The following is a 24143-nucleotide window of genomic DNA, read 5'->3' on the forward strand; positions in this document are numbered from 1 at the left end:
CGGGTCTCGCCGCCAGTCCTGCCGACCGCGCGTCAGGACTGGTCCTTTTCCTCGATCGTGGGAAGCATCGACCCGTCCTCCTCGTCCGTACGCTCGCGCGCGCCGGGATGCTCCTCGATGAGCGGCCCGGGCGTGCGCGCCGCACGGGCGGCGTCGGCGCGGCGGCGCGAGGGCATCTCGATGTCCTCGGGACGCTGGTTGACGACGCGCAGCGGCGCCGCCAGCCCCTTCTTGTCGGATCCCATGTAGATGGTGCGATGCGGGAACGGGATCTCGATCCCCTTCGCCTCGAACGCCGCCTTGATGCGCCGGTAGAACTCGCGCCTGACGTTCCACTGGCCCAGCGGCCGGGTCTTGAAACGCCCGCGCAGCCAGACGCTGGACTCCTGCAAGGCCTCGACGCCAACCACCTCGAACGGCTCGACGATGGTGTCCGCCAGCGGCCCCTTGGCGGCCATGTCCGCCGCGACCTCCGCCATCACCGCCAGCGCATCGTCGATGTTCTCGCGATAGGCGACGTTGACGTCGACCACGGCGTAGGCGAAATCCTTCGACATGTTCTTGATGGTCTGCACCTCGCCGAACGGGATCGAGTGCACATTGCCGTCGAAATCGCGCATGTGGACGGTGCGGATGGTGATCTTCTCCACCAGCCCGGCATGAGTGCCCACCTCGACCACGTCGCCCACCGACAGCGTGTCCTCCATCAGGATGAACACGCCGGTGATGACGTCCTTGACCAAAGTTTGGGCGCCGAAGCCGATGGCGAGGCCGAGCACACCGGCACCGGCCAGCAGCGGGGCGATATCGACGCCGACTTCCGACAGCAGGATCAGTCCGCCCAGCGTCAGCAGCACGACGCGGAACGCGTTCTGCACGAAGGGCAGAAGCGTCTTCAGCCGCGTCGAGTTGGGGTTGGTGAGGCGCAGCCGTTCGGCGAAGGCGGCCGCGATCTCCCACAGGACGAGCCCGATCACCAGCACGATGCCGATCGAGATCATCCGGCCGACAAGGCCCTGCCCGGACTCCGAGGACAGCCACAGGAAGGGCTGCGCGCCCCAGATCTCCAGCAGCACCAGCACGACGAAGGCGATGAACACCCATTTCAGCACGGCACGCAGGATGGGGATGTAGCGATTGGCCCGCACCTCGAGCAGAGGGAAGCGGGCATGGAGCTCCGGGTTGAGCCGGAACACCCGGTCGAAGGCGCGGATGAGCCCTATCCCGACCAGCGTCGCGATCGTCACGGCGAGGATGGAGAGCAGCGTCGCGCGGGCGAGGAAGTCGAAGCCGCGGCCGATGTCCAGCACCCACACCAGATACGCCACGGAGATGTAGGCGATCATCAGCACGTGCCAGAACTCGGCGACGGTGTCGCGCACCCGGGCGAGCTTGCTGTCACGCGAGCCGATCCGGCGCAGACGCCGTCCCACGCCGTTCCTGACCTGGAGGATCAGGACGACGCACATGCCCGCGAGCAGGAGGGCGAGCAGGTCGCCGAAGAACACGTAGGCCGCCCGGGAGAGCCCGAGCACCCAGGCCGCGCGCAGGATGAAATAGCCGTAGATCGCCGTGTGCGTGAAGCGCCGGACCCAGAGATAGCCATAGGCCGCGCTTTCATTGTCGAGCCTGAACAGCCGCATCTTCGGCGTGTCCGGCGTCAGTACCGCCCGCGCGGCGACGATCACCAGCCGCGCGAGGACGTTGGCGTTGATCACCGTCACCACCGCCAGCCGGACGATGAAGCTGAGCTCGACCAGCGCCAGCACGCCATAGGCCACCGCCGCGAAGACGGCGATCGGCACCACGTCGAGTATGGTGCGCATGATGAGCATCAGCAGCTTGGCGATGAAGGAATGCGTCGCCCTGGCCTCGATGGCGCGCCGCGGACGCGACAGCAGCCATTTGGCGGCGTATTCGGCGAAGATCGCCGCCACCAGTACCGCGATGACCATGCTCACCGCCCAGCCGATGCGCTGAAGCACGAACGGGTCGGTGAGATTCTCGAACAGCTGCATCGCCTCGGTGGGCAGCGTCTCGATCTCGCTAAGGATGCCGAGCACGGCCCCGGAGAAGGCTCCGAGCGATTCGGTAGCGCCGGACAGCCAGTCCTCGCGCTTGACCGGCTCCTCGGCGACGGCGCCGCTGTCGACCAGGGCGCGCAGCTTGTCGAGGAACTCCTTGCGGGTTGCATCGTTGCTCAACGTATCGAGCAGCGCGCGCAGATTGGGCGTCGTCTCCGTCGCAGGGGTCGAGGCGGGCGTCGAAGCGGCCGGAGCCGGCACCTGGCTGAAGGCCGGTGCGGTGAAGAGAAGGCAGAAGGCGAGCAGGAGAAGGCTGGGTAACGCGCGCGGCGGCATAAGAGATCCCGTCGTTCTTGATCACGAGCGCCCGAGTCGCAACGCATGGCACGGGCGAGCGGCAGGAGGCGGGCCATCGCCAACGCGGCACGCCGACGCTTGTTCCTCCCAAGGGTTCCAGATTTGCCGCGATGCGGCAACCCGCCCGGACGCAGGGCAGGTTCCTCCCCTGCCCTGATCACTGCCCTCCCGGAATTGTGGCCGGCGGCACGGTGGGCCTCGGCAAGGTGCCGCGACTGGTGTTCAATGACGTCCCGGGAACGGCAGCTCCGGGGTGCCTGCACGCGAATGATCGATTTTACATATATACTTTCAGGGTTTCTCGTCGGCGCCCTAGTCGGCCTCACCGGAGTGGGCGGCGGCTCGCTGATGTCGCCCCTGCTGATCCTGCTTTTCGGGGTGGCCCCGACCACCGCCATCGGCACCGATCTGTGGTTCGCGGCCGTCACCAAGATCGTCGGTTCGACCTTTCATCACCGCTTCGGCAGCCTTGATCTGCGCATCGCGATGCTGCTCGGGCTCGGCAGCATCCCGACCTCGATCATCGTCATCGCCAGCCTGTACCACTCGCAGCTGGCGTTCGATCCCGCGGTCACGACGCGGATTCTCGGCGCGGTGCTGGTGGCGACGTCGATCGCCATGATGTTTCGCGAGCGCATCCGCCGGGCCGCCGCCCGCAACAGCCACCGGCTCGATCGTCTCACCCTGTTCCGCGACGCGGGCACAGTGCTGTGCGGCTGCCTCGTCGGCGGGCTGGTGACCCTGACCTCGGTCGGCGCCGGCGCGCTCGGGGCGGTGTTCCTCATCGCCCTCTATCCCGGCCTCGCCGCGCGGCAGATCGCGGGGACCGATACGGCCCACGCCGTGCCGCTGACCATCATCGGCGGGATCGGCTATCTTTTCCTCGGCAATGTGGACCTCGCCCTGCTCGGCCTGCTCCTCATCGGCTCGATCCCCGGCGTCGCCATCGGCGCCCTGGCCTGTTCGCGCCTCGACGACCGGCTGGTGCGGGCGCTGATCACCGTCGTGCTGCTGATTGCCGGTATCAAGCTGCTACTGCGCTGAGTTTTCTCCGACTTTTAGGGTAACGTTGTTATGACGGAGGGCATTCCGCCCGCCTGCGATCGCGATTATCGTCGGGTCAACTGAAGCGTGAAGGCAGGCGCATGGCAGGGCAATCGGGCGATGCTCCCGTCAAACGGCCGGAAAGGAACCGGTTTCGCGCGATCGTGGTCGCCGGCCTGATCGGCCTTTACGCAAGCGCCGCGCAGGCGCAATCCACCGCCGGCGGCACGGTGAAGCTCAACGTCGTCGGCGGCCTCGCGGGCCTCACCCAGTACACCAAGCTCGAGCAGCCCTTCTGGCAGTCCGAGATCGCCGAGATGTCCAACGGGCGCATCTCCGCCACCATCCGCCCGCTCGACGGCGGCGGGCTGCGCGGCCAGGAGATGCTGCAGCTCCTGCGGCTCGGCGTGGTCTCGTTCGGGACCGCGCTGCTCTCGGTCGTGGCCGGCGACGAGCCCGAGCTGAACGCCATCGACCTGCCGGTGCTCAACCCCGACATCGCCACCCTGCGCCGCACGGTGGCGGCGTTCCGCCAGCATCTCGCCGACGTGCTGCGCACGCGCTACGACATCGAGCTTCTCGGCGTCTACACCTACCCGGCTCAGGTGCTCTTCTGCAAAAGCGCGTTCAAAGGGCTCGACGACCTGGTCGGGCGCAAGGTGCGCACCTCCTCGGTCGGTCAGTCGGAGCTGATGGCGGCGCTCGGCGCGATTCCGGTGCTGGTCCCGTTCGCAGAGATCGTGCCGGCGCTGCGCGAGGGCGTCACGGATTGCGCGATCACCGGAACCCTGAGCGGCTACGAGATCGGGCTGCCGGACGTGACCACCCATGTGCACGACATGGCGATCAGCTGGGGGCTTTCCGTCTTCGGCGCCAACCGGACGACATGGAACAGCCTGCCGGCGGACGTGCGCTCGACCATACGCTCGGGCGTGGCCGAGCTCGAACGCCGCATCTGGCTGCAGGCGGGCGCCGATACCGAGCGCGGGCTCAGCTGCAATGCCGGGGCCGCCTCCTGCGGCACGCCGCCGAGCGAGCCCATGACCATCGTGCCGCTGTCGAAGGCCGACGCGTCACGGCGCCGGCATCTCCTCGAGGACGTCGTGCTACCGCGCTGGATCGCGCGCTGCGGCCTCGCCTGCGTCCAGGCGTGGAACACCTATCTCGCCCCCACCCATTCCATAACGGTATCCGCCGAGTGAGCCTTGCGCGTAGCCCTAGCAGTCGATGACAGCCCATGATCTGGCACCGTCTCAAGCTGATTGTCGCGAGCGGGACCGCGATCATCCTGCTGATTATCGTGGCGGGAACGGCCGCGCTTCTCGACCGCGCCGAGCGGACGGCGACGGCGACGGTCGAGATCTCTCTGGAGCGCTCGGCCCAGGCGGTCGAGAACGCGCTGAACCGCCAGCTCCTGCAAGTCCATGGCGCGCTCGCGAGCCTGCCCACGCTGTTCAGAGCCGCCAGGGTCACGCCCATGGACCCGGTGGTGGTCGACGACCTGCTGAGCGGGCTGAATTTCCAGACCCTCGCCTATCGCGACCTGCTGCTGGTCGATTCCCAGGGCACGATCCTCGGATCGGCCCGCCAGCGTCCCGTGGGCCGGCACCTTCCCTTCGACGCCGATGAGCTGAAGCAGGGCCCGACCGCGCTGGTCGGGCCGGTCCGCAATGCGATCACCGGCGACTGGTCGATCTACGTCACCCGCTCCATTTCCGGCTGGAACGGGGTGACGGCGGTCGCCGAGGTGCCCATTCCCACGCTGATGAAGCTGCTCGCCGAAACCGGTACGCTGCCGGGTGTCCGGCTTCTGCTGGAGCGCCCCAACGGGCAGCTCATCGCCTCGCTGCCGCATGACGAGCTCGAGACCGGCCGCATACGTCCTTCAGCTCTCGGAAGAAGCGCGCCGGACGGCAGGGCGTTCATCTCGGTTAACGCCGCCACCGGCCAGAGCACGGTCTCGGTGGTGCGCGCCTCGCTCTATGGCGATGCGCGAGTGGTGCTCACCGCGCCGCTCGACGCGATGCTGACCGACTGGCGGCGCGACCGCGACGCCACCATCATGATCGCCACGATCGGCACCCTCCTGATCGCCGCCTTCTCCGCGGCACTGCTGGTGGCACTACGCCAGCGCGAGAAGACCGATGCGGAACGTGCCCGCGCGCAGGCGGTGCTGGTCAACGCGGTCGAGGCCATGTCAGACGGCTTCGTCATGTGGGACGAGCACGACCGCCTCGTCACCTGCAACGAGCGCTACCGCGACCTCTACAGCATCAGCGCGCCGTTCATGATCGCCGGCTCGACCTTCGAGGAGATCGTCCGCAAGGGCGTGGAGGAGGGGCAGTATCCGGAAGCGGCCGGCAATGCCGAGGGCTTCGTGGCGCGTATGATGGCGCTGCACGCCGAGGGAACCGGCTCGGAGGAGCGCCTTCTTCCGGACGGACGCTGGGTGCTGATGAAGGAACGGCGCACGGCCGATGGCGGGACCGTCGGCACGCGTACCGACATCACCCAGCTCAAGACCATGCTGGGCGAGCTCGGCGAGGCCAATCGGCGGGCAAACGAGGCCGCCGCCGAGGCACGGCGCCAGAACGCGGCGCTGACCGAGCGCGAGAGCCGCATCCGCTTCCTCGCCCATCATGACGACCTGACGCGGCTGCCGAACCGGGTGCTGTTCCGCGACCGCGTCGCCTCCGCGCTCAACCGCGCCGCGGCCCGGGGCGAGGAGCTCGCCCTGCTCTATCTCGACCTCGACCGCTTCAAGGACGTGAACGACACGCTCGGCCACCCGGTGGGCGACGCGCTGCTCCAGGCCGTGGCGGCAAGGCTCAGCGCCTGCGTCAACGATCCCGAGCGCGTCGCCCGTCTCGGCGGCGACGAATTCGCGGTCGTCAGCCTTGCCGAGGTGCAACCCGAAAGCGCCGAGGACCTCAGCACCCGGATCATCGAGGAGATCGGCCGGCCCTACAACATTCTCGGCCACACGATCGGCATGAGCGCCAGCATCGGCATCGCGGTCGCCGACCGGCAGGGCAACGACGCGGACGGGCTGCTCAAGCAGGCGGACCTCGCGCTCTACGAGGCGAAGGGCAAAGGCCGCGCCCGGCTCTGCGTCTTCGAGCCGGGCATGGAGGCGCATCTGCGCGACCGCCTCGCCATCGAGGCCGACCTGCTCCTCGCCCTGCCGGGCGAGCAGTTCGAGCTCGTCTACCAGCCGATCTACGATCTCAATTCGGGGCGGCTGCGCGGCTTCGAGGCGCTGCTGCGCTGGCACCATCCCACGCGCGGGCTGGTCAGCCCGGCGGCGTTCGTCCCGGTCGCCGAGGACACGCGGCTCATCGTCGAGATCGGCAACTGGATCCTGCACCGGGCCTGCGTCGACGCGCTGCGCCTGCCGGACGGACTGCGGATCGCGATAAACCTGTCACCGATCCAGCTCGCCTTCGGCGACATCGTCGAAAGCGTGGCCCGGACCCTGCGCGACACCGGGCTCGACCCGACGCGGCTGGAGCTCGAGATCACGGAGACGGCGCTGTTCAGCAACGACCAGCGCAATCTCGAGGTGCTGAGGCGGCTCAAGCTGCTTGGCGTGCGGATCGTGCTCGACGATTTCGGCACCGGCTATTCGAGCCTGAGCCATCTCCACGTCTTCCCGCTCGACAAGGTCAAGATCGACCGGCTGTTCGTGCGCGACAGCACCGTGCGCTCGAAGAGCGCCGTCATCGTCGAGGCCATTGCCGGGCTCGCCTCGCGGCTCGGCATGACGACGACGGCGGAGGGGATCGAGACCACCGATCAGTGGGAGGTGGCGCGCGCCTCCGGCTGCACGGAGGCGCAGGGCTACCTGCTGGGCAAGCCGCTGCCGATCGAGGGGGCGCTGCACGTCGCCACCCTGCCCGACCATCCCTGCTTCAAGGCGCCGAAGGCAATCTGAGCCGCGCCTGGGCGATCGTGCTTGCCGATGGAGCGCCGGAGCCGCCCGTCAGGGGCGCTCGCCACGGGCGAGGCGCCCGCTGATCGCCGCCAGCACGGGGAGGAGATCGGCGACGCCATCGATCACATAGTGCGCGCCGGCCGAGGTCAGCTTCTCGACCGCCTTCGCGCGGCGTTCGGCGAAGGCTTCGGGGGACAGCGCCGCGGTGTCGCCGCGCGACAGGCCGAATACGTTGCCGGTGACGGCGACGCCGACGGTCCAGGCGCCGCAGTTCAGCCCCTCGCCGATGCCCACCTCGGTGTCGTCCACCTTCACCACCGACCAGGCCGGATAGACCTGAAGGTCCGTCAGCACCTTCCACATGAGGAAGGGGGTCGGGCGCCCGTCCGGCACGTCGCCGGTGCAGGCCATGGCGTCGGCCGCGAAGCCCTGCTCGGCCGCGCGCGGGGTGATCTTCGCCATGATCTCGCGCGTGTAGCCGGTGGTGCTGCCGATCTTCACGCCTGCCGCGCGCAGCGCCGCCGCGGTCTCGGCCGCGCCGGGAATGAGGTCGGCGAAGCTTGCCGCCACCGCGAGGTTCTTCGGCACGAACACCGCATAGACCGCGTCGATGTCCGCCTCCGTCGGCGCGTGGCCGTGCACCCTCTGCCACTCGGCGGCAATGCGCGGCATGGCGAGCAGCGCGGCAACGTGCGGGCGCTTGGCCATGCCCATCGGCACGCGGGCCTCGTCGATGCTGATCTCGACGTCGAACTCGCCGAACGCCTCGACGAAGGCACCCATCGGCGCGAGCGAGCCGAAATCGACGACGGTGCCGGCCCAGTCGAAGACGACGGCCTTGAGGTGGGACAGTGACATGGCATTCATCCGGTTGAAGAGCGCCGCGCCGCCGGTGGGCATTGAGCCGACCTCGAGGCGTCGCGGCAGGGAAGATCCGTCCCGCCTCAGCGCAGCATGGCCCTGCTCGACACGCGGGACAGGACGGTCAGCACGATCAGCGTCGCGACGCCGAGAATGGTGGTCAGCGTCGCCGCGTCGAAGATCGCGCCACGGTCGGACAGGGCGAAGATGCGCACCGGCATGGTAACCCAGCCGGGCGGATAGACCATGATGGTGGCGCCGAGCTCACCCATCGACAGCGCGAAGCTCAGGCTGAAGGCGGCGATGAGATAGGGCGTCAGCAGCGGCAGCGTCACCCGCCGCAGGCGATAGAACGGCCGCGCGCCCAGGCTCTCGGCTATCTGCTCGCATTCGGCCGGCACGCGGGCGAGGCCGGCGGTGACGTTGCCGAAGGTGAAGGCGAAGACCAGCACGAAATGGGCGATCAGCACGATGGCGCGGGTGCCGTTCAAGAGGAAGGGCGGCTGGCTGAAGGCGACCAGCAGGCCGAGCCCGACCGAGACGGACGGCACCGCGCTCGGCACGAAGAACACCGCTTCGAGAAGCCGCGCGGGCAGCCTGACGCGGCGGCGCAGCGCGAGCGCCGCCCAGGTGCCGCAGGCGAGCGCCGCAGTGCTGGCGATGGCGCCGGTCATCAGGCTGGTGACGAGGGCGTCGAGCGAATCGCTGCGGAACGCCTCGGCGTAGTGGAGAAGCGTGAACTCGCCCGGCAGGGCGCCGTTCCAGGTCCGCGCGAGGCTCGCCAGCACGATCACCGCGATCGGCAGCCCGTAGAGCACCGCGAAGAGCGGCAGCACGACCGCCCAGACGGCGAGGCGCCAGGCCCTAGACCCTGCCAGCATTGCCGCCTCCGAAATGCGAGATGATGGCCCGGTAGAGGCCGTAGAGCCCGAGCGAGAGCACGACGTTCACCACCGCGATCACGCAGGCGCTGGTGTAGTCGAATTCCTGGATCGCCTTGGCGTAGACCAGCATCGGCAGGGTGATGACGTCCTTGGCGCCGATGAAGAGCACGATGCCGAACTCGTTCACCGTCAGCAGCAGGCACAGGCTGCCGCCGGCGAGCAGCGCGGGCAGCGAGGCCGGCAGGATGATCTGGCGGATGACGCGGAACGGGCGCGCGCCGAGGCTGCTCGCCACTTCGAGCTGGGCCGGCTCGATGGTCGAGAACGCCGCCAGCAGCGGGCGCATGACGAAGGGGGTGAACACGGTGATCTCGGCGAGGATCACGCCCCATTGGGAATAGAGGAAGTCGACCGGCGGCTGCTCAAGGTGGAAAGCGTCCACCAGCAGCCCGTTCAGCAGGCCGGCCGAGCCGTAGATGAAGGTGAAGGCCAGCGTCATCAGGAAGGTCGGCAGGGCGATGATCATGTCGATCAGCCGGCCGGCGATCGGCGCGCCGGGAAACGGGATGAACGCGATCACCAGCGACAGCACGAAGCCGAGCACGAGGCAGCCCGCGGTCGCGCTGCCGGCGATGACGACCGTGTGGTAGAGCCCGCTGACGAACTCGCGCGAGCGCAGCACCGTCTCGATGTGAAGGAGCGAGGCGCCCTCGCCTTCGGGCGCCAGCGCCTCGCGCACGATCAGGCTCAGCGGGTAGAAGAACAGGACCAGCAGCACCAGCAGCGGCGGCACCACCCACAGCAGTCCGGCCCGGAAGCTCCGCCCCGGGCGCGGCGATGCGACGGCGTGGGCGGCGAGGTCAGCCACGGGGCGCGTCCTCCGGCACCAGCGTCACCTCGGACGGATCGAAGCAGACGCGCAGCTGATCGCCCAGCGCCGGCGGCACCGCCATCGGCACGCAGGTCATGCGCAGGCTCTCGCCTTCCGCCGTCAGCGTGATGTTGTGCACGTCGCCCTGCCACTGGACGCTCTGCACCACGCCGGTGAGCGCATTGGCCACCGCGCCCTCGCCGGCGAAGCGCATGTGGTGCGGGCGCACGCAGAGCAGGCAGTCGCGGCCCTCCGGCAGGTTGTGCGGATTGCGCGCGAGCAGCTCGGCGCCGCCGAACCGCACCCGCGCCTCGCCCGGTCCGGCCGCCGTCAGCCCGCCGACGGAAAGGAGGTTCGCCCGCCCGAGGAACTCGGCGGCGAAGCGCGTGGGCGGGTGGCGGAACAGCGCCTGCGCCTCGCCGAAGGCCTGCATCTCGCCGTCGCGCATGATGCCGATATGGTTGGCGAGCGTCAGCGCCTCGGTCTGGTCGTGCGTCACATAGAGCACGGTCAGGTCCGGCAGGTCGTGATGCAGCTTGGCGATCTCGTCGATCATGGCGCGGCGGATCTGGGTGTCGAGCGCGGAGAGCGGCTCGTCGAGCAGCAGCACCTGGGGCTTGGGCGCCAGCGCCCGGGCGATGGCGACGCGCTGCTGCTGGCCGCCGGAGAGCTCGCGCGGGTAGCGCTTGCCATAGGCCGACATGCCGACCATGGCGAGGCATTCGGGCACGCGCTGGCGGATGACGTCGCGCGGCGCGCCCTGCGCCTGGAGGCCGAAGGCGACGTTGTCCTCGACCCGCATATGCGGGAACAGCGCGTAGTTCTGCACCACCATGCCGATCTGCCGGTCATAGGGCGCGAGGTCCGTCACGTCGCGGTCGCCGATCATGATGCGGCCCGAGCTCGGCCGCACGAAGCCGGCGACGACGCGCAGCGCCGTGGTCTTGCCCGAGCCGGACGGGCCGATCAGCGCCACGATCTCCCCGGGATGGACGGTCAGGGTCAACGACTTGAGCACGGTCAGCCCGCCGTAGGCGACCGAGACGTCCTCGAATCCGATCCGGCTGCCCGACGTCCGGGAGGCGGTGCGCACTCCGTCGAGGGGCGCGCATCGCTCGATTTCCTGGGCGGTTATGTCGACCATCAATTGCCCGAGATCGCCTGCTTGTAGGCGGCGACGTCGGCCTTCAGGCCGTCCAGCACCTTGGTCCAGTCCGGCGACCAGATCTCGACGCCGTCGAGCATGGCGTTGAGCTTCTTGAAGTTCTCGTCGTCCGGCTTGACGTCGGTGCGTACGGGAAAGCCGCCGGCGACCGAGCTGACGTCTTCCTGCGCATCCTTGCTCAGCAGGAAGTCGATCAGCTTCTTGCCGTTCTCCGCGTCCGGGGCATTGGCGACGAGGCCGATGTAATAGGGCAGCGCGAAGGTGCTCTTCTTGCCGTCCGGGCCGGCGGGAATGAAGATCTTGATGTTCGGGTTGCTGGCCGACTGCGCCAGATTCATCTGCATGTCGCCATTGGCGACATAGAGCTCGCCCTTGTTGACGAGGGCGGTCAGCTTGCCGGTGGAAGCGGAGGGGCCGAGATTGTTGGCCTCGAGCTTCTTGAGGTAGGCGAGACCAGCTTCCTTGCCGCCGAAGACGTGGAAGGTCTGCAGCATCAGCGCGGTGCCGTCACCGGCCTGGCCGGGCGTCGAATACTGGAGCTTCTTGGCGAACTTCGGATCGAGCAGCGCCTCGTAGCTCGCGGGCGCTTCCTTCAGCACGGAGGCGTTGTAGATGAAGTTCGGGTAGTTGTTGATCATCGCCGCATAGAGGCCGCCGGCATCCTTGTCGCGGGCCTCGATCATGTCGCCGCCGGCGGGGGTGTAGGCCTGCAGCAGACCTTCGCTGGCGGCCTTCTGCATGAAGGGCGGCAGGGTCACGAGCACGTCGGCCTGGGTGTTCGACTTCTCCTTGGACAGGCGGTCGACGACGCCGCCGGAACCGGCCTCGACGAACTGGACCTTGATCCCGGTCGCCTTGGTGAACGCGTCGAAATGCTTGCCGTACCAGCTCGGCGAACCGTCATGGAGACCGTCGGCGCTGTAGATCGTGACGACGCCCGAATCCGCAAAGGACGGCGTCGTGGCTGCCGCGAGGAGCAGCACGGAAAGGATGGAGGCTTTCATCAAACGGGTTCCCTTTTGGGTGCCAGGCGAGAGGCGGCCTTCCGACCATTAATTAGGCGACTTACGAACTGACCAAAAAATGATCTTGCCGCGTCGCCGATAAGTAAAATCTATTCGTCTTATGGTCATAGAGGTCAGGCTTATAGGTCGCGAGTCGCCGCACGCGACCATCGGCCCGCTGCATGTCGGTCAGGAGACAGCCCTTAGGGAAGCTTCAGACGAAGGCGACGCCCCGGCTCTGCGCCAGCAGGCGCGGATCGCGCGAGCGGATGGTGACCGGCCGCCCCGCGATGATCTCGAAGCAGCGCGCCAGCGTGTCCTCTTCGAGCCGCGCCATCGCCTCATGGGTGAAGAAGGTGAGATGGGGGAACAGGATCACGTCGTCGCGCCCGAAGAGCGGGCTCATCAGGTGCCCCTCGCGCGCCAGCGGCTCGCTGGAGAAGACGTCGAGCGCCACCCCGCCGAGGCGGCCGGCGAGCACCGCCTCCACCAGCGCCGCCTCGTCGATCAGCGCGCCGCGCGAGACGTTCACCAGCACCGCGCCGGGCCTGAGGCGGGCGAGTTCGGCGCGGCCGATCAAATGGCGCGTCTGCGCGTTCAGCACGCAGTGCAGCGACACGAAATCGCAGCGGGCAAGCATGGCGTGGAGATCGTCAACCTTCTCGACGCCCGCCTGCGCCATCGTCTCCCGGTCGACATTCGGATCGAAGCCGAGCACCTGCGCGCGGAAGCCCTGCCCAGCCATGCGCGCCATGCTGCGCCCGATCTTGCCGACGCCGACGAGGCCGACCACCGAGCCGGCGATGTCGCGCCCGAGCCAGCGCTGGGCGGGCCAGATCCAGCCCTCCTCCTGCATCGCCCGCCCGATCTCGGGCAGCCGCTTTGCCAGCGCGATCATCATCGCGAAGGCGCCTTCGGCCACCGTCTCCTCGGCATATTCGGGAACGTTCACGACCGGGATGCCGCGCGCGATCGCGGCCGGGATGTCGATCGCGTCGATCCCCACCCCATATTTGACGATGCCGCGCAGCTTCCTCGCCGCGGCGATGACACGCGGGGTGATCGGCGTGTAGCACATGAGCAGCAGGTCGGCGTCCGCCACCGCCTCCGCCAGCGCCTCCTCGCAGATGCCATCCGGCAGCGTCACGAGGTCGATGCCCCGCGCCCGCAGGCCCGCATCGATGCCCGGACATTCGAGCTCCGCATCGGTACGAACGGCCTTCATGCGCGTGGCTCCGGGAATGACGGGTCGGGACGGGAGAGGCGGTCAGCCGGCCAGTATGGCGGCCTCGACGATGTCGAGGGCCCGGTCGAGATCCTGCTTCGAGATGACCAGCGGCGGCGACAGGGTGAGCACGTTGCCCTGGCTGATCTTGAAGCTCAGCCCGGCCTCCAGGCAGCGGTAATAGACCGTCTCGGCCAGCGCGAGGTCCGGGCGCCGCTCGGCCCTGTCGGTGACGATCTCGACGCCGAACAGCAGCCCGCGCCCGCGCACGTCGCCGATATGGGGCGTGCGGGCCATCAGCTCGCGCATGCGGTCCATCGCGTGCGCGCCGATCTCGGCGGCCCGCTCGACGAGACCCTCCTCGCGGATGATGGCGAGGGTGGTAAGCGCCGCACGGGTCGTGACCGGGTTCTTCTCATGCGTGTAGTGGCCGATGGCGTAGTCGCCGGCGACGTCGAGGTCGTGGCGGGCGATCACCGAGGCGATCGGCAGAACACCGCCGCCCAGCGCCTTACCGAGCACGATGATGTCCGGCGTTACCCCGTCATGCTCGGAGGCGAAGAACCGCCCGGTCTTGCCGAGCCCGGTCGGGATCTCGTCGAAGATCAGCAGCGTGCCGTGGCGGTCGCAGGCCTCGCGCACCGCCTTCCAGAAGCCGGGCGCCGGCACCAACGGCGTGGCGCGCATCGGCTCGGCGATGAAGGCCGCGAAATCGCCCTCGCGCCCGAGAACGTAGGAAATCATGTTGGCGCAGGCGCGCGCGGAATCCTCGAGGTTGTCGTAGCCATAGGCGCAGCCATGGCTGGCCCAGGGCGCGACATGCTCGGCGCCAGGCAGCAGCGGCCCGGCGATTCCGGAGCGGAAGGTCGCCTCGCCGCCGACGCTCGCCGCGCCGAAGCCCGCGCCGTGGAACGCATCCCAGAAGGACAGCGTCTTGAAGCGGCCGGTGGCGGCGCGCGCCAGCTTCAGCGCCACTTCCACCGCGTCCGAACCGCCGGTGGTGAACAGCACCTTGTCGAGCGCCCCCGGCGCCAGCCGGCCCAGCGTCTCGGCGAGTTCCACCGCCGGCTCGCAGGTGAAGCGCCGCGGCGCGAAGCACAGCTCGTCGAGCTGCGCCTTGATCGCCTCCTTCAGCCGCGGATGACCGTAGCCGATGTGGTGGACGCTGTTGCCATGGAAATCCATGTAGCGCCGGCCGGTCGTGTCCTCGATCCAGATCCCCTCGGCTTTGGCGATCGCGGCGACGCAGGGGCTGGAGAGGCTCTGGTGCAGGAAGGCGTTGGAATCGCGTGCCAGCAGGTCGCGCGTGGCGGCATCCTGCTGGCGCGCCGTCCACGCGGCGCGGGCGGCCGAGGTGTTGGATTCCCCTTCAGTGTGGACCAGAGACAGCGGGCGGGGCGGCATTCAGGCGTCTCCTGGCAGGGCACGCGGCGGGCGCCGCCTGTTCATGTGAGCGCCGGCCGGTGCGGGGGCGGCGCGAAGGCGCTGCGGGTCGGGCCTTACGGACCGGCAGGTGGATAGCACCCGTTCAGGACGATCAGGCGACGAGCCGCGCGCGCTCGCCCAGAACGTGGGGCGCGGGCGCTGCCGAGGCGACGCCCATCTCCTCCAGCGACCGGCACGCCGCCTCGACCACCGCGCGCATGACATGCGCGTCGAAATGGCCGATGCAGCCGACGCGGAAGCTCTCGACCGCCGTCAGCTTGCCCGGATAGATCAGGAAGCCCTTCGCCTTCATCAGATCGTAGAAGCGCGGGAACGAGAAGTTCGGGTCCGCCGGGCAGAAGAAGGTGACGATGATCGGCGAGAGCCAGCGTTCCGCCAGCAGCGTCTCGAAGCCCGCCGCGCGCATGCCGGCGACCAGCACGTTGCGATTATTGGCATAGCGCGCGCCCCGGCCGGCGACGCCGCCCTCGGCCTCATGCAGATGCAGCGCCTCGATGAAGGCGGCGACGACGTGGGTGGGCGGGGTGAAGCGCCACTGGCCGGTCTTCTCCATCACCTTCCACTGGTCGTGCAGGTCGAGGCTCAGCGAATGGCAGTTGCGCTGCGCCGCCTCCAGCTCGCTCTTGCGGGCGATGACGAAGCCGAAGCCGGGCACGCCCTCGATGCACTTGTTGGCCGAGGAGACGAGCGCCTCGTAGCGCAGCGCGTTCACATCCGCCGGGACGGCACCGAAGGCGCTCATCGAATCCACCAGCAGCTTGCGCCCGCGGGCGTAGACCGCCTCGGAAATCTCTTGGACGGGATTGAGGATGCCCGAGCTGGTCTCGCAATGGATGACCAGCACATGGGTAATCGCCGGGTCCGCATCGAGCGCCGCCGCCACCTCCTCACCGCGCGGGGGCAGGTAGTCGCCCTTGTCGATCAGCGTGTGGGCGCGGCCGAGATAGCGCAGGATCTGCGCCGCCCGCAGCCCGTAGGCGCCGTTGGCGAGCACCAGAACCTTGCCCTCGCGCGGCACCAGCGTGCCCAGCATCGCCTCGACGCAGGCCGTGCCGCTGCCCTGCATCGGCACGCAGTCGAACGCGCCGTCGCGGTCGTCGATCAGCGCCAGAAGCCGGCGGCGCAGCTCCGCCGTCAGCGCCCGGAAATCGCCGTCCCACGAACCCCAGTCGCGCAGCATCGCCTGCTTCACCGCGGCCGCGGTGGTCAGCGGGCCGGGCGTCAGAAGATAGGGCTCGCCCAGCATCGGCGGCGCGAAGGCTGTCGCGGCGTCGTCAATCGTGCCATCGGACATGGCCGGGCCTCACGAAAGGACATTCATCGTCCCGTCATGATGGCGTGCGCAGGTTTCATTTGAGAAATCGTTATTTTGTATCCATATATAAACTGGAGCGATGATCGGCCGCTCATCCGGCCGGCGCGCTCGCAAACCGTCCTTCCCGCGACCCGCGGCCTCCCGCCGCCAAGCACCGGCCCGCGACGCCATGCGCTACGTGCAGCTTCGTGCCTTCCATTATGTCGCGATCTCCGGCGGCTTCTCGCGCGCGGCCGCCGAGCTTTTCCTGACGCAGCCGGCCATTTCCGACCAGGTTCGCAAGCTGGAGTCCGAGTACGACATCCTGCTGTTCAACCGCGAGCGCAAGCAGGTCACGCTGACCCCGGCGGGCGAGAACCTGCTGCAGATCACGCGGCGCATGTTCGACGCCGAGAACCAGGCGCTGGAGCTGCTGTCGGAATCGCGCGCGCTGCGCGCCGGCGTGCTGCGCATCGTCGCCGACGCGGCGCACCACATCCTCCACATCCTGCACGCCTTCCGCGAGAAATATCCCGGCGTGATGGTCACCATCCGCTCGGGCAACACCGAGACCGTGGTCGAGAACCTTCTGAACTACGAGGCCGATATCGGCGTGCTCGGCGACCTCAATCCGAGCCGGGAGTTCGACATCATCCGCCTCGACGCGACCCCGATCACCGCCTTCACCGCGCGCGACAACCCGCTGGCCCGCTCCGACGCGCTCTCCTTCGCCGAGCTCGCCACCCTGCCGCTGGTCGGCCGCGAGGTCGGCTCCAAGACCCGGCGTCGCCTCGAGGAGAGCGCGGCCAGGGACGGCGTGCAGCTCAATTTCATGATCGAGGCCGAGGGCCGCGAGGCGGTGCGCGAGATCGTGGCCTCCGGGCTCGGCGTCGGCTTCGTCTCGGAAGCCGAGTTCGGGCTCGACCCGCGCCTCGTCAAGATCCCGATCCGCGGCGAGCCGGTGCTGATGGAAGAGGCGCTGATCTGCCTCAGCGAACGCAGCCAGGCGAAGACGATCCGCGCCTTCCTCGACCTCGCGCGCACGCTCGCCTCGCGCGAGGCCCCGCAGCCGTCGCACCGGCGCGCGGGGGCGTGAGACCGGCCGGTCTTCGCGCGGTCAGTCGCGCAAGGCGCCGGGCGTGCGGGTGAAGATCGAGCGCAGCACCTCGACCCCCTCGTCCATCTGCTCCTCGCTGAAGGCGCTGAAGCCGAGCGTGATCAGGTGATCGACCTGCGCCTCGCGGGCGAGGGCCGAGATCGGCAGGATCTCGAGCCCCCGCCGCGCCGCCGCCTCCGCCAGCCTGCGCCCGCTCAGCCCTTCGGCGAGCTCGGCGATCACCTCCATGCCGGTATTAGTCGGCGTCGCCCGAAGCCAGTCGGACAGCCGCCGCTCCAGGCAGTCCAGCAGATGCTCCTGCCGTTGCGCGTAGAGGCGGCGCATGCGCCGGACATGGGCGGCGAGATAGCCGTCATCCATGAAACGCGCGACCAGCGCCTGTTCGAGCATCGGCGAATAGCGCCCGACGATGGCGCGGGCGGAGACGAAGGCTTCGACCAGCGCGTCGGGCAGCACCGCGAAGCCGAGACGCAGGCCCGGGAACAGCATCTTGCTGAAGGTGCCGAAATAGAGGACGCGTCCTTCGCGGTCGAGCGCGTGCAGCGCCGGCATGGGCCGCCCGCCATAGCGGAACTCGGTGTCGTAGTCGTCCTCGAGGATCCAGGCGCCGGCGGCGCTGGCCCATTGCAGCAGCGCGTGCCGCCGCTCGAGGCTCAGCTCCATGCCGAGCGGGAACTGCTTGGAAGGCGAGACATAGGCGAGGCGCGCATTCGGCGCGCGCGCCAAGCCCTGCGCGACGACGAGGCCCTCCTCGTCGACCGGCAGCGGTATGGGAACCGCGCCGGCGGCGGTGGCGGAAGCGTAGATGCCGTCATATCCGGGGTCCTCGCACCAGACCTGCTCGCCCGGGGTGAGCAGGATCCGGCAGGCGAGGTCGACCGCGTGCTGGGCGCCGGCGAAGATGACGATGTTGTGCGGCCGGCAGGTGAGCCCGCGGCTGAGCGCGACATGCTCGGCGATGGCGATGCGCAGCGGCTCGTAGCCCTGCGGGTCGCCCTCCCCCAGCAGTTCGCCGGCCGCGCCGGGATCGAGCTCGCGGTAGAGATTGGCCGCGAGGCTCGCCCAGCGGCGGACCGGGAAAGTGTCCACGGCGGGGAAATTGGCGCGGAACGGCACCGGCCGGCGCATGTGGCGCAGCGTGGACGGCGCGTGGGTGATCGCGGAATCGGGCGCGAAGCAGCGGTTCATGTTGCCGGCCGCCTCGATGGCGGGATTGATGCGCGCCGGCGCCTTGGCCGGAAGCTGCTCGGGCAGATCGTGGACGACATAGGTGCCCGAGCCCGTCATCGGCTGCAGGAAGCCTTCGGAAATCAGGTGGTCGAAGGCCAGCAGCACGGTGTTGCGGGAGACGCCGAGCAGGCGTGCGAAGTCCCGGGTCGAGGGGAGCTTCTCGCCCGGCTTGATCGATCCAGCGGAGATTTCGCCGACCAGCCGGTGATAGAGCTGCCGGTGCAGCGGGAGGTCGGTGCCTCTCTCGATGTCGAGAGCGAGCGAATCCAGGAGATGCACGGCGCCTCCACGATCTGGGTGGCCGCCGAAACGCAAGATTCGCGCCACGCCTGCCCGTGCCACGAATCCCTCTCCGCCCCTGTCAGACGGCGCTGCGTTCGCGCTCCGGCCGGTGTCCGAAGGTGACGGTGCCGGTCAGCATGAGGACGAACATGACCGCGAGCAGGAAGAACACCACCAGGTTGACGCAGGTGGCGAGCGCGTAGAGCTCCGGCTTCACCCCGTAGCGCAGCGCGCCCCAGGCGGCCGACGGCAGGGTCGGCGTCGCCCCGAGCAGGTAGAAGGAAATCTCCAGATTGTTGAACGACATGATGAAGGTGACGATGAAGGCGCCGAACAGGCCGGGCCAGACCAGCGGCAGCGTCACCTCGAAGAAGGTGCGCATCGGGCTGGCGCCGAACACCATGGCCGCATCGTCCAGCCGCCAGTCGTAGCGGTAGAGCTGGGTGGCGATGATCAGCAGCGCATAGCTGAAGCAGTGCACCGCATTGGCGAGGATCGCCGAGCCGAGATTGCCCGGCAGGCCGAGGAACAGCCCGTTGAAGATGAGCGAGGAGATGCCCAGCAGCACCTCCGAGACGAAGAGCGGCGCGACGAACAGGGCGAGGTAGAGCGGCGCCCGGCGGCCCGCATGGCGCAGGAGCCCGATGGTCGCCAGCCCCGCGAGCAGGGTCGAGAGCGCCGCCGCGCACAGGCCGATGATGATGCTGTTGCCCAGCGCCGCCTGATAGAGCGAGTTGGAGAACAGCCGCCCCATGATGGTGAGCGTCCATTTCGGCGGATAGGGAAAGGTGTAGTTCCGCGCGAAGCTGGCGAGCGCGATATGGATGATCGGCAGGTAGAGGAAGAGATAGCAGAGTGCCACCGTCCCCAGCAGCAGCGTCTTTGCGGGCCTGATGCGCATCCTCATCCCCTCCCGAAGCCGGTGAAGCCGGTGCGGCGCAGGTCGAGCAGCCGCGCCACGATCGCGACCAGCAGCACGCAGACGGCGAACAGCACCACGCCCATCGCCGCCCCGAGCGCCCATGTGCCGCTCTCGGCGAATTGCTGGGCGATCGCCATGCCGAACAGCGTGCCGTTCGGCCCGCCGAGAAAGCGCGGCGCCAGCGTCGCCGACAGGCAGGGGATGAAGCACAGCGCGAAACCGATCAGCGTGCCGAACAGGTTCAGCGGCCAGGTGACCTCGAAGAAGGCGCGCGCCGGGCTGGCGCCGAAGATCTTGGCGGCATCGATCAGCCGTTGGTCGAAATTGAGCAGCGAAAGGTAGATCACCGTCACGACAATCGGCAGATAGAGGTAGATGAGGCCGATGGCGCTGGCGAAGTTGGTGTACATGATCACCCTCAGCGGCGCGGCGCCGAGCGACATGAGCACCCCGTTGAGCAGGCCGATCGGCCCCAGCAGTCCCTGCAGCGCGATGATGCGCAGCACCTCGCCGGTGAGGAACGGCACGGCGAAGGCGAGGGAGAGCAGCAGGCGGTAGCGCCCGCCATAGAGGATGATGCCATAGGCGATCGGCCAGGCGAGCACCGTGCAGATCACAGACACCGCCGTCGCCATGAGTAGCGAGCGCAGCAGGAAGGTCTGGTAGGCGGTCTCGGTCGCCAGCACCCGATAGTTGTTCAGGTTGAAGTCCTGGATGATGTGGTAGTTCTCGGTGCGCCAGATGCTGAGCACCAGCATCGACAGGAGCGGCAGCACGAACATCGCGACCAGGAAGACGCTGGGAATGCCGAGGAAGATGGCCGGTGCGAAGCGCCCTCTCACTGGTCGCCTCCCGCCTGCGCGAACAGGTCGACATCGGCCGCGTCCCAATAGGCGGTGACCTCGGCGCCGCCGGGCAGTTCCGCGCCGTCGCGCGGCCGGCTGGCGATGAGCTCGCCCCCGCTCCAGCTCAGCACGTATTCGGCATAGGCGCCGCGCAGGATCACGTGGCGGATCCGCGCCGCTATCGTGTTCGCTCCCGCCGCCGCCCCGGGCTCGGCAAGTTTCAGGCGCACCTTCTCGTTCTTCACATAGGCGACGACATTGTCGCCCTCGCCGATGCCGGGCCGGGCGGCGGTCTCGATCAGCACGCCTTCGCCGCGGATGGCGAGGCGGTCGCTCGCCTGCGCGGCGACACCCTCGAAGCGGTTCGAGCGGCCCACGAACTGGGCGATGAAGGCCGTCTTCGGCCGGTCGTAGATGTCGGTGCGCGAGGCGAAGTCCTCCACCCGCCCGCCGCGCACCACGGCGATGCGGTCGCTCATGCTCAACGCCTCTTCCTGATTGTGCGTGACATAGATGAAGGGGATGCCGAGCGCGGTCTGGTGCCGGCGGATCTCCACCTCCATCTCCTGGCGCAGTTCACGGTCGAGATTGGCCAGCGGCTCGTCGAGCAGCAGCACCTTGGGCCGGCCGACCAACCCGCGCCCGAGCGCGACGCGCTGCTGCTGGCCGCCGGAGAGCTGGTTCGGATAGCGCTTCTCGAGGCCGCGAAGGGCGAGGATGCCGAGCACCCAGTCCACGCGCTCGGCTATCTCGCCCTTCTGCAGCTTCAGCATGCGCAGCGGGAAGGCGAGGTTCTCGTAGACCGTGCGGTGCGGGAACAAGAGGAATTCCTGGAACACCATCGCCACGCCCCGCCGGTGCGGCGGCAGGTGGGTGACGTCCTCGCCGTCGATGAGGACACGGCCCTGGGTCGGCGTTTCCAGCCCGGCGATGATGCGAAGGAGCGTCGTCTTGCCCGAGCCGCTGGGGCCGAGCAGCGAGACGAACTCATGCTTGTCGATTGCCATGTCGACGCGATCGACAGCCCAGACGCTGCCGTACTGCTTGGATACGCCGTCGAGGGTTATGTAGGCCACGCCGCACTCCCGGATGAAAAGAGACAGAAGCTGATGCCCGGGCCGCCAGAGCGCACCCGGGCGATGGCTTCGGTCCGATCAGGCGGCCTGCATGCGCGACCAGACACGCTCCCATTTCTCGGTCGAGGAGGGCTGGTCGAACATGTACATGGTCGACAGTTCCTCGGTGCGGTCCATCAGATAGAGCTTCTGCTCCTCCGGCGTCGAGATCGGGCGCAGGTCCACCGTCGCCGAGGTGCCGGCGATGAGCGAGATCTTCTTGATCGTCTCGGGAGCGAGGAAGGTGTCGATGAAGTCGTAGCAGAGCGCGAGCGTGCCCGGATCGGTGACGCCCGAGGTCACCAGCCAGGTATCCACCCAGCCAAGCCCGCCCTCCTTCGGCACGAGCTGGTGGGCGAAGTCGAGATCGGTCTCGCCCTTCATCTTCTTCTGCACCAGCACGCGATAGATCTGGGCGAATTCCGGCGCCGCCACGATGGCACCGCTCTCCAGAAGCTGCTGCAGCGTGGTGTTGTCCTGGTAGCGGGTGAGCAGGAGCGGCTTCTGCTGGATCAGCAGCTTCTCCACCTCCGCCAGCTCCTCGTCGGTGAGGACGTAGGGGTTGAACGGCTTGCCGTCGGGGCGCGGCTTGTCCTTGGTGCCCATACGGGTCGCGACCAGGATGCCGGTGAGGGCGATGTTCTCCTCGAAGCGCGCGCTGGTCGACAGGCGCCCGGCATAGGCCGGGTCGAACAGCACCTCGATGCTCTGCACCTTCTCCTTCGGCACCTCGGCGGTGTTGTAGGTGGTGCCGTAGCTGCCCCAGCACCAGGTGACGCCGAAATGCTCGCCCGAGGTCTGGTCCGTCAGCAGCTTGTAGCGGTCGGGCTGGAACACCGGGTAGACGTTGGCGGTGTTGGGGATCCTGGCGTAGTCGATCGCCCGGATCAGCTTCTCCCGGAAATAGAGGCCCGGCCAGTAGCCGTCGGCCTGCACCAGATCGAAGTCCTTCGTGCCGCCGACGCGCAGCTTGTTATAGGCTTCGGAATTGCCGTCGAAGAAGGTCGGCGAAAACTTGACCTTGTGCTTGTCCTCGAAGGCCGAGACGATTTCGGGAACGGCGTAGCCCTCCCACATCAGCGCGCGCAGCTCGGTCGGCGCCGCCGAGGCGGGCCGGATATAGGGTGCGGCGACGGCGGTCACGGCGCCGGCCGCGAGCGTCTTCAGCACGGTGCGGCGATCGGCGGACAGCGCGGACGAGACCGCCGCGTCGCACGAACGAGACTTCGATTTGGTCATGGTCAGGCCCTCTGGTTTTTCGAGATTGGCGGGATTGCTTCCCTGCGGGACCCATGCCTTGTGCGTTTCCCCTCCGGGCGGTCTGGCGCCGCCTCAGCCTGCGTGTCACCTGTCGCCGTTCAGGCCGCGAGCGCGAACGGGTTGTCGGCATCGGCATAGTTGACCGGCGTCATGTGCCAGCCTTCCTTGTGCTTGCGCCAATAGGTCTCCTTCAGCTTCGCGCTGATCGGCCCGGGCCGGTCGTTGCCGTAGATGCGCTCGTTCACCCGCGCGCAGGGCATCACGCCGCCGGCGGTGGTGGTGGTGAACACCTCGTCGGCATCCATCAGGTCGTCGAAGGTGATCGGCCCGACCACCGGCTCGAGGCCGAGCTCGGGGCAGATGTCGAGCACCGACAGGCGCGTCACCCCTTCCAGCGCGCCGCGGTCCGGCGTGATGACCTTGGTGCCCTTGACGATGAAGACGTTGAAGCCCGCGCCCTCGGTCAGGAAGCCTTCCTGGTCCAGCAGGATGGCGGTGTCGAAGCCCTTGTCGTTGGCCTCGAACATGCCGCGCGTGAAGTCGCGCCACATGTAGTTCTTCAGCGTCGGGTCGAGCGAGCGGGGCGAGATGCGCGGCACCGACGCCACCAGCAGATGCGCGCCGCGCTCCTGCACCTCGGGCTTGATGACGTCGACCCACGGCACCGCATAGGCGATGAAGGTGTTGTCGCAGTCGAGCGGGTTGCGCGAGCCGTAGACGCTCGGGACGCCGCGGGTCGAGACCATCGCGACGAAGGCATGCTGCAGCCCGCTCAGCGCCACGACGCGGCCGAGGATGTGGCGCATCTGCTCACGGGTGACGCCTGGATCGAGCCGGTAGCCGGCCAGCGACCTGTGGAAGCGGTCGAGGTGGTCCTCGAGGCGGAAGAAGCCGCCATCGGTGACGTGGACGACGTCATAGGTGACGTCGGAATGCACGAAGCCCCAGTCGCCGACCGGAATCCTGGCCTCGGAGATCGGCACATAGGTGCCGTTCATGTAGGCGGCGCCCTTCGAGTAGTCGGGGCTCGACTCGCTCATGGTGTTCTCCTTCCAATTTCCGCACCGAGCGGACCGGAGACAGCTTTCCTCTCAATGGCCCCGTCAAAAAGCACCGCTTCGCAGGAAACGGACGGTACCACTTCCATCCCGGCGGGCCGGCCGTCCGGGTTCCCCTTCCCGGGCACCGCGTCCCTTGCTTCGCGCGCGGGCGAGCGCATATGTCGGCAGGCCGACTCTTTTGCGCGGCGATCCTGATATGATC

General features: G+C 68.4%; 19 protein-coding genes. 4 read left to right on the plus strand and 15 right to left on the minus strand.

Annotated elements, in window-relative coordinates:
- Positions 1-32: 32 nt before the first annotated feature.
- Positions 33-2360: a mechanosensitive ion channel domain-containing protein gene (locus NVS89_RS04845; protein ID WP_258731362.1), complete on the minus strand. Its 2328-nt coding sequence runs from the start codon at positions 2358-2360 to the stop codon at positions 33-35.
- A gap of 288 nt (positions 2361-2648) precedes the next feature.
- On the opposite strand from NVS89_RS04845, the gene NVS89_RS04850 reads away from it, so the two are divergent.
- From NVS89_RS04850 to NVS89_RS04860, 3 genes are all read left to right on the plus strand, one after another.
- Positions 2649-3425 (plus strand): sulfite exporter TauE/SafE family protein, encoded by a 777-nt coding sequence (locus tag NVS89_RS04850; RefSeq protein ID WP_258731363.1) that lies wholly within the window; start codon positions 2649-2651, stop codon positions 3423-3425.
- 164 nt (positions 3426-3589) lie between these two features.
- On the plus strand, positions 3590-4627 hold the full coding sequence (locus NVS89_RS04855; protein WP_258731365.1) for a TRAP transporter substrate-binding protein: 1038 nt from the start codon (positions 3590-3592) through the stop codon (positions 4625-4627).
- A 35-nt stretch (positions 4628-4662) separates the two neighbouring features.
- Positions 4663-7359: a bifunctional diguanylate cyclase/phosphodiesterase gene (locus NVS89_RS04860; protein WP_258731366.1), complete on the plus strand. Its 2697-nt coding sequence runs from the start codon at positions 4663-4665 to the stop codon at positions 7357-7359.
- Between the two features lie 48 nt (positions 7360-7407).
- Here the strand turns inward: NVS89_RS04860 and phnX are convergent, their stop codons facing one another.
- The 8 genes from phnX to NVS89_RS04900 all read right to left on the minus strand — a co-directional run bounded on the left by phnX (position 7408) and on the right by NVS89_RS04900 (position 16109).
- The gene (phnX, locus tag NVS89_RS04865; RefSeq protein ID WP_258731535.1) at positions 7408-8226 is read right to left on the minus strand and encodes a phosphonoacetaldehyde hydrolase; all 819 of its coding nucleotides are present in this window, start codon (positions 8224-8226) and stop codon (positions 7408-7410) included.
- Positions 8227-8303: 77 nt separating this feature from the next.
- Positions 8304-9101, minus strand: coding sequence for an ABC transporter permease subunit (locus NVS89_RS04870; protein WP_258731368.1), 798 nt, complete (start codon positions 9099-9101; stop codon positions 8304-8306).
- Positions 9085-9972, minus strand: coding sequence for a 2-aminoethylphosphonate ABC transporter permease subunit (locus tag NVS89_RS04875; protein ID WP_258731369.1), 888 nt, complete (start codon positions 9970-9972; stop codon positions 9085-9087). The genes NVS89_RS04870 and NVS89_RS04875 overlap by 17 nt, the downstream gene beginning before the upstream one ends.
- Complete coding sequence (locus tag NVS89_RS04880; protein WP_258731370.1) at positions 9965-11119, minus strand: ABC transporter ATP-binding protein; 1155 nt, start codon at positions 11117-11119, stop codon at positions 9965-9967. The genes NVS89_RS04875 and NVS89_RS04880 overlap by 8 nt, the downstream gene beginning before the upstream one ends.
- Positions 11119-12144 carry a 2-aminoethylphosphonate ABC transporter substrate-binding protein gene (locus NVS89_RS04885; RefSeq protein ID WP_258731371.1) on the minus strand — a complete coding sequence of 342 codons (1026 nt, stop codon included), beginning with the start codon at positions 12142-12144 and terminating at the stop codon, positions 11119-11121. Before NVS89_RS04885 ends, NVS89_RS04880 begins: the two co-directional genes overlap by 1 nt.
- Positions 12145-12358: 214 nt before the next feature.
- Positions 12359-13369 carry a 2-hydroxyacid dehydrogenase gene (locus tag NVS89_RS04890; RefSeq protein WP_258731372.1) on the minus strand — a complete coding sequence of 337 codons (1011 nt, stop codon included), beginning with the start codon at positions 13367-13369 and terminating at the stop codon, positions 12359-12361.
- A gap of 42 nt (positions 13370-13411) precedes the next feature.
- Positions 13412-14773 carry a (R)-1-hydroxy-2-aminoethylphosphonate ammonia-lyase gene (pbfA, locus tag NVS89_RS04895; protein WP_258731373.1) on the minus strand — a complete coding sequence of 454 codons (1362 nt, stop codon included), beginning with the start codon at positions 14771-14773 and terminating at the stop codon, positions 13412-13414.
- Positions 14774-14906: 133 nt separating this feature from the next.
- On the minus strand, positions 14907-16109 hold the full coding sequence (locus NVS89_RS04900) for a 2-aminoethylphosphonate--pyruvate transaminase (RefSeq protein ID WP_258731374.1): 1203 nt from the start codon (positions 16107-16109) through the stop codon (positions 14907-14909).
- Between the two features lie 190 nt (positions 16110-16299).
- Between NVS89_RS04900 and NVS89_RS04905 the strand changes: the two genes are divergently transcribed.
- Positions 16300-17205, plus strand: coding sequence for a LysR substrate-binding domain-containing protein (locus tag NVS89_RS04905; protein ID WP_258731375.1), 906 nt, complete (start codon positions 16300-16302; stop codon positions 17203-17205).
- A 21-nt stretch (positions 17206-17226) separates the two neighbouring features.
- On the opposite strand, the gene pdxR is transcribed toward NVS89_RS04905, so the two are convergent.
- From pdxR to NVS89_RS04935, 6 genes are all read right to left on the minus strand, one after another.
- Positions 17227-18735 (minus strand): MocR-like pyridoxine biosynthesis transcription factor PdxR, encoded by a 1509-nt coding sequence (gene pdxR / locus NVS89_RS04910; RefSeq protein WP_258731376.1) that lies wholly within the window; start codon positions 18733-18735, stop codon positions 17227-17229.
- 82 nt (positions 18736-18817) lie between these two features.
- On the minus strand, positions 18818-19639 hold the full coding sequence (locus NVS89_RS04915) for an ABC transporter permease (RefSeq protein WP_258731377.1): 822 nt from the start codon (positions 19637-19639) through the stop codon (positions 18818-18820).
- Between the two features lie 2 nt (positions 19640-19641).
- The gene (locus NVS89_RS04920; RefSeq protein ID WP_258731378.1) at positions 19642-20502 is read right to left on the minus strand and encodes an ABC transporter permease; all 861 of its coding nucleotides are present in this window, start codon (positions 20500-20502) and stop codon (positions 19642-19644) included.
- A complete protein-coding gene (locus tag NVS89_RS04925) occupies positions 20499-21581 on the minus strand; it encodes an ABC transporter ATP-binding protein (protein ID WP_258731379.1) in 1083 nt (360 codons plus the stop codon). Before NVS89_RS04925 ends, NVS89_RS04920 begins: the two co-directional genes overlap by 4 nt.
- Before the next feature lie 78 nt (positions 21582-21659).
- A complete protein-coding gene (locus tag NVS89_RS04930) occupies positions 21660-22859 on the minus strand; it encodes an ABC transporter substrate-binding protein (RefSeq protein WP_258731380.1) in 1200 nt (399 codons plus the stop codon).
- A gap of 119 nt (positions 22860-22978) precedes the next feature.
- Positions 22979-23920, minus strand: coding sequence for an aminotransferase class IV (locus NVS89_RS04935; protein WP_258731381.1), 942 nt, complete (start codon positions 23918-23920; stop codon positions 22979-22981).
- Between the last annotated feature and the right edge of the window lie 223 nt (positions 23921-24143).

The organism is Ancylobacter mangrovi (assembly GCF_024752355.1).
Taxonomy (GTDB): Bacteria; Pseudomonadota; Alphaproteobacteria; order Rhizobiales; family Xanthobacteraceae; genus Ancylobacter; species Ancylobacter mangrovi.

What these genes read in the sequence shown, in the direction of transcription:
- NVS89_RS04845 (WP_258731362.1), bottom strand. Translation starts at nt 2,360, where the DNA reads ATGCCGCCGCGCGCGTTACCCAGCCTTCTCCTGCTCGCCTTCTGCCTT.
- NVS89_RS04850 (WP_258731363.1), top strand. Translation starts at nt 2,649, where the DNA reads ATGATCGATTTTACATATATACTTTCAGGGTTTCTCGTCGGCGCCCTA.
- NVS89_RS04860 (WP_258731366.1), top strand. Translation starts at nt 4,663, where the DNA reads ATGATCTGGCACCGTCTCAAGCTGATTGTCGCGAGCGGGACCGCGATC.
- phnX (WP_258731535.1), bottom strand. Translation starts at nt 8,226, where the DNA reads ATGAATGCCATGTCACTGTCCCACCTCAAGGCCGTCGTCTTCGACTGG.
- NVS89_RS04870 (WP_258731368.1), bottom strand. Translation starts at nt 9,101, where the DNA reads ATGCTGGCAGGGTCTAGGGCCTGGCGCCTCGCCGTCTGGGCGGTCGTG.
- NVS89_RS04880 (WP_258731370.1), bottom strand. Translation starts at nt 11,119, where the DNA reads ATGGTCGACATAACCGCCCAGGAAATCGAGCGATGCGCGCCCCTCGAC.
- NVS89_RS04885 (WP_258731371.1), bottom strand. Translation starts at nt 12,144, where the DNA reads ATGAAAGCCTCCATCCTTTCCGTGCTGCTCCTCGCGGCAGCCACGACG.
- NVS89_RS04890 (WP_258731372.1), bottom strand. Translation starts at nt 13,369, where the DNA reads ATGAAGGCCGTTCGTACCGATGCGGAGCTCGAATGTCCGGGCATCGAT.
- pbfA (WP_258731373.1), bottom strand. Translation starts at nt 14,773, where the DNA reads ATGCCGCCCCGCCCGCTGTCTCTGGTCCACACTGAAGGGGAATCCAAC.
- NVS89_RS04900 (WP_258731374.1), bottom strand. Translation starts at nt 16,109, where the DNA reads ATGTCCGATGGCACGATTGACGACGCCGCGACAGCCTTCGCGCCGCCG.
- NVS89_RS04905 (WP_258731375.1), top strand. Translation starts at nt 16,300, where the DNA reads ATGCGCTACGTGCAGCTTCGTGCCTTCCATTATGTCGCGATCTCCGGC.
- NVS89_RS04915 (WP_258731377.1), bottom strand. Translation starts at nt 19,639, where the DNA reads ATGCGCATCAGGCCCGCAAAGACGCTGCTGCTGGGGACGGTGGCACTC.
- NVS89_RS04930 (WP_258731380.1), bottom strand. Translation starts at nt 22,859, where the DNA reads ATGACCAAATCGAAGTCTCGTTCGTGCGACGCGGCGGTCTCGTCCGCG.
- NVS89_RS04935 (WP_258731381.1), bottom strand. Translation starts at nt 23,920, where the DNA reads ATGAGCGAGTCGAGCCCCGACTACTCGAAGGGCGCCGCCTACATGAAC.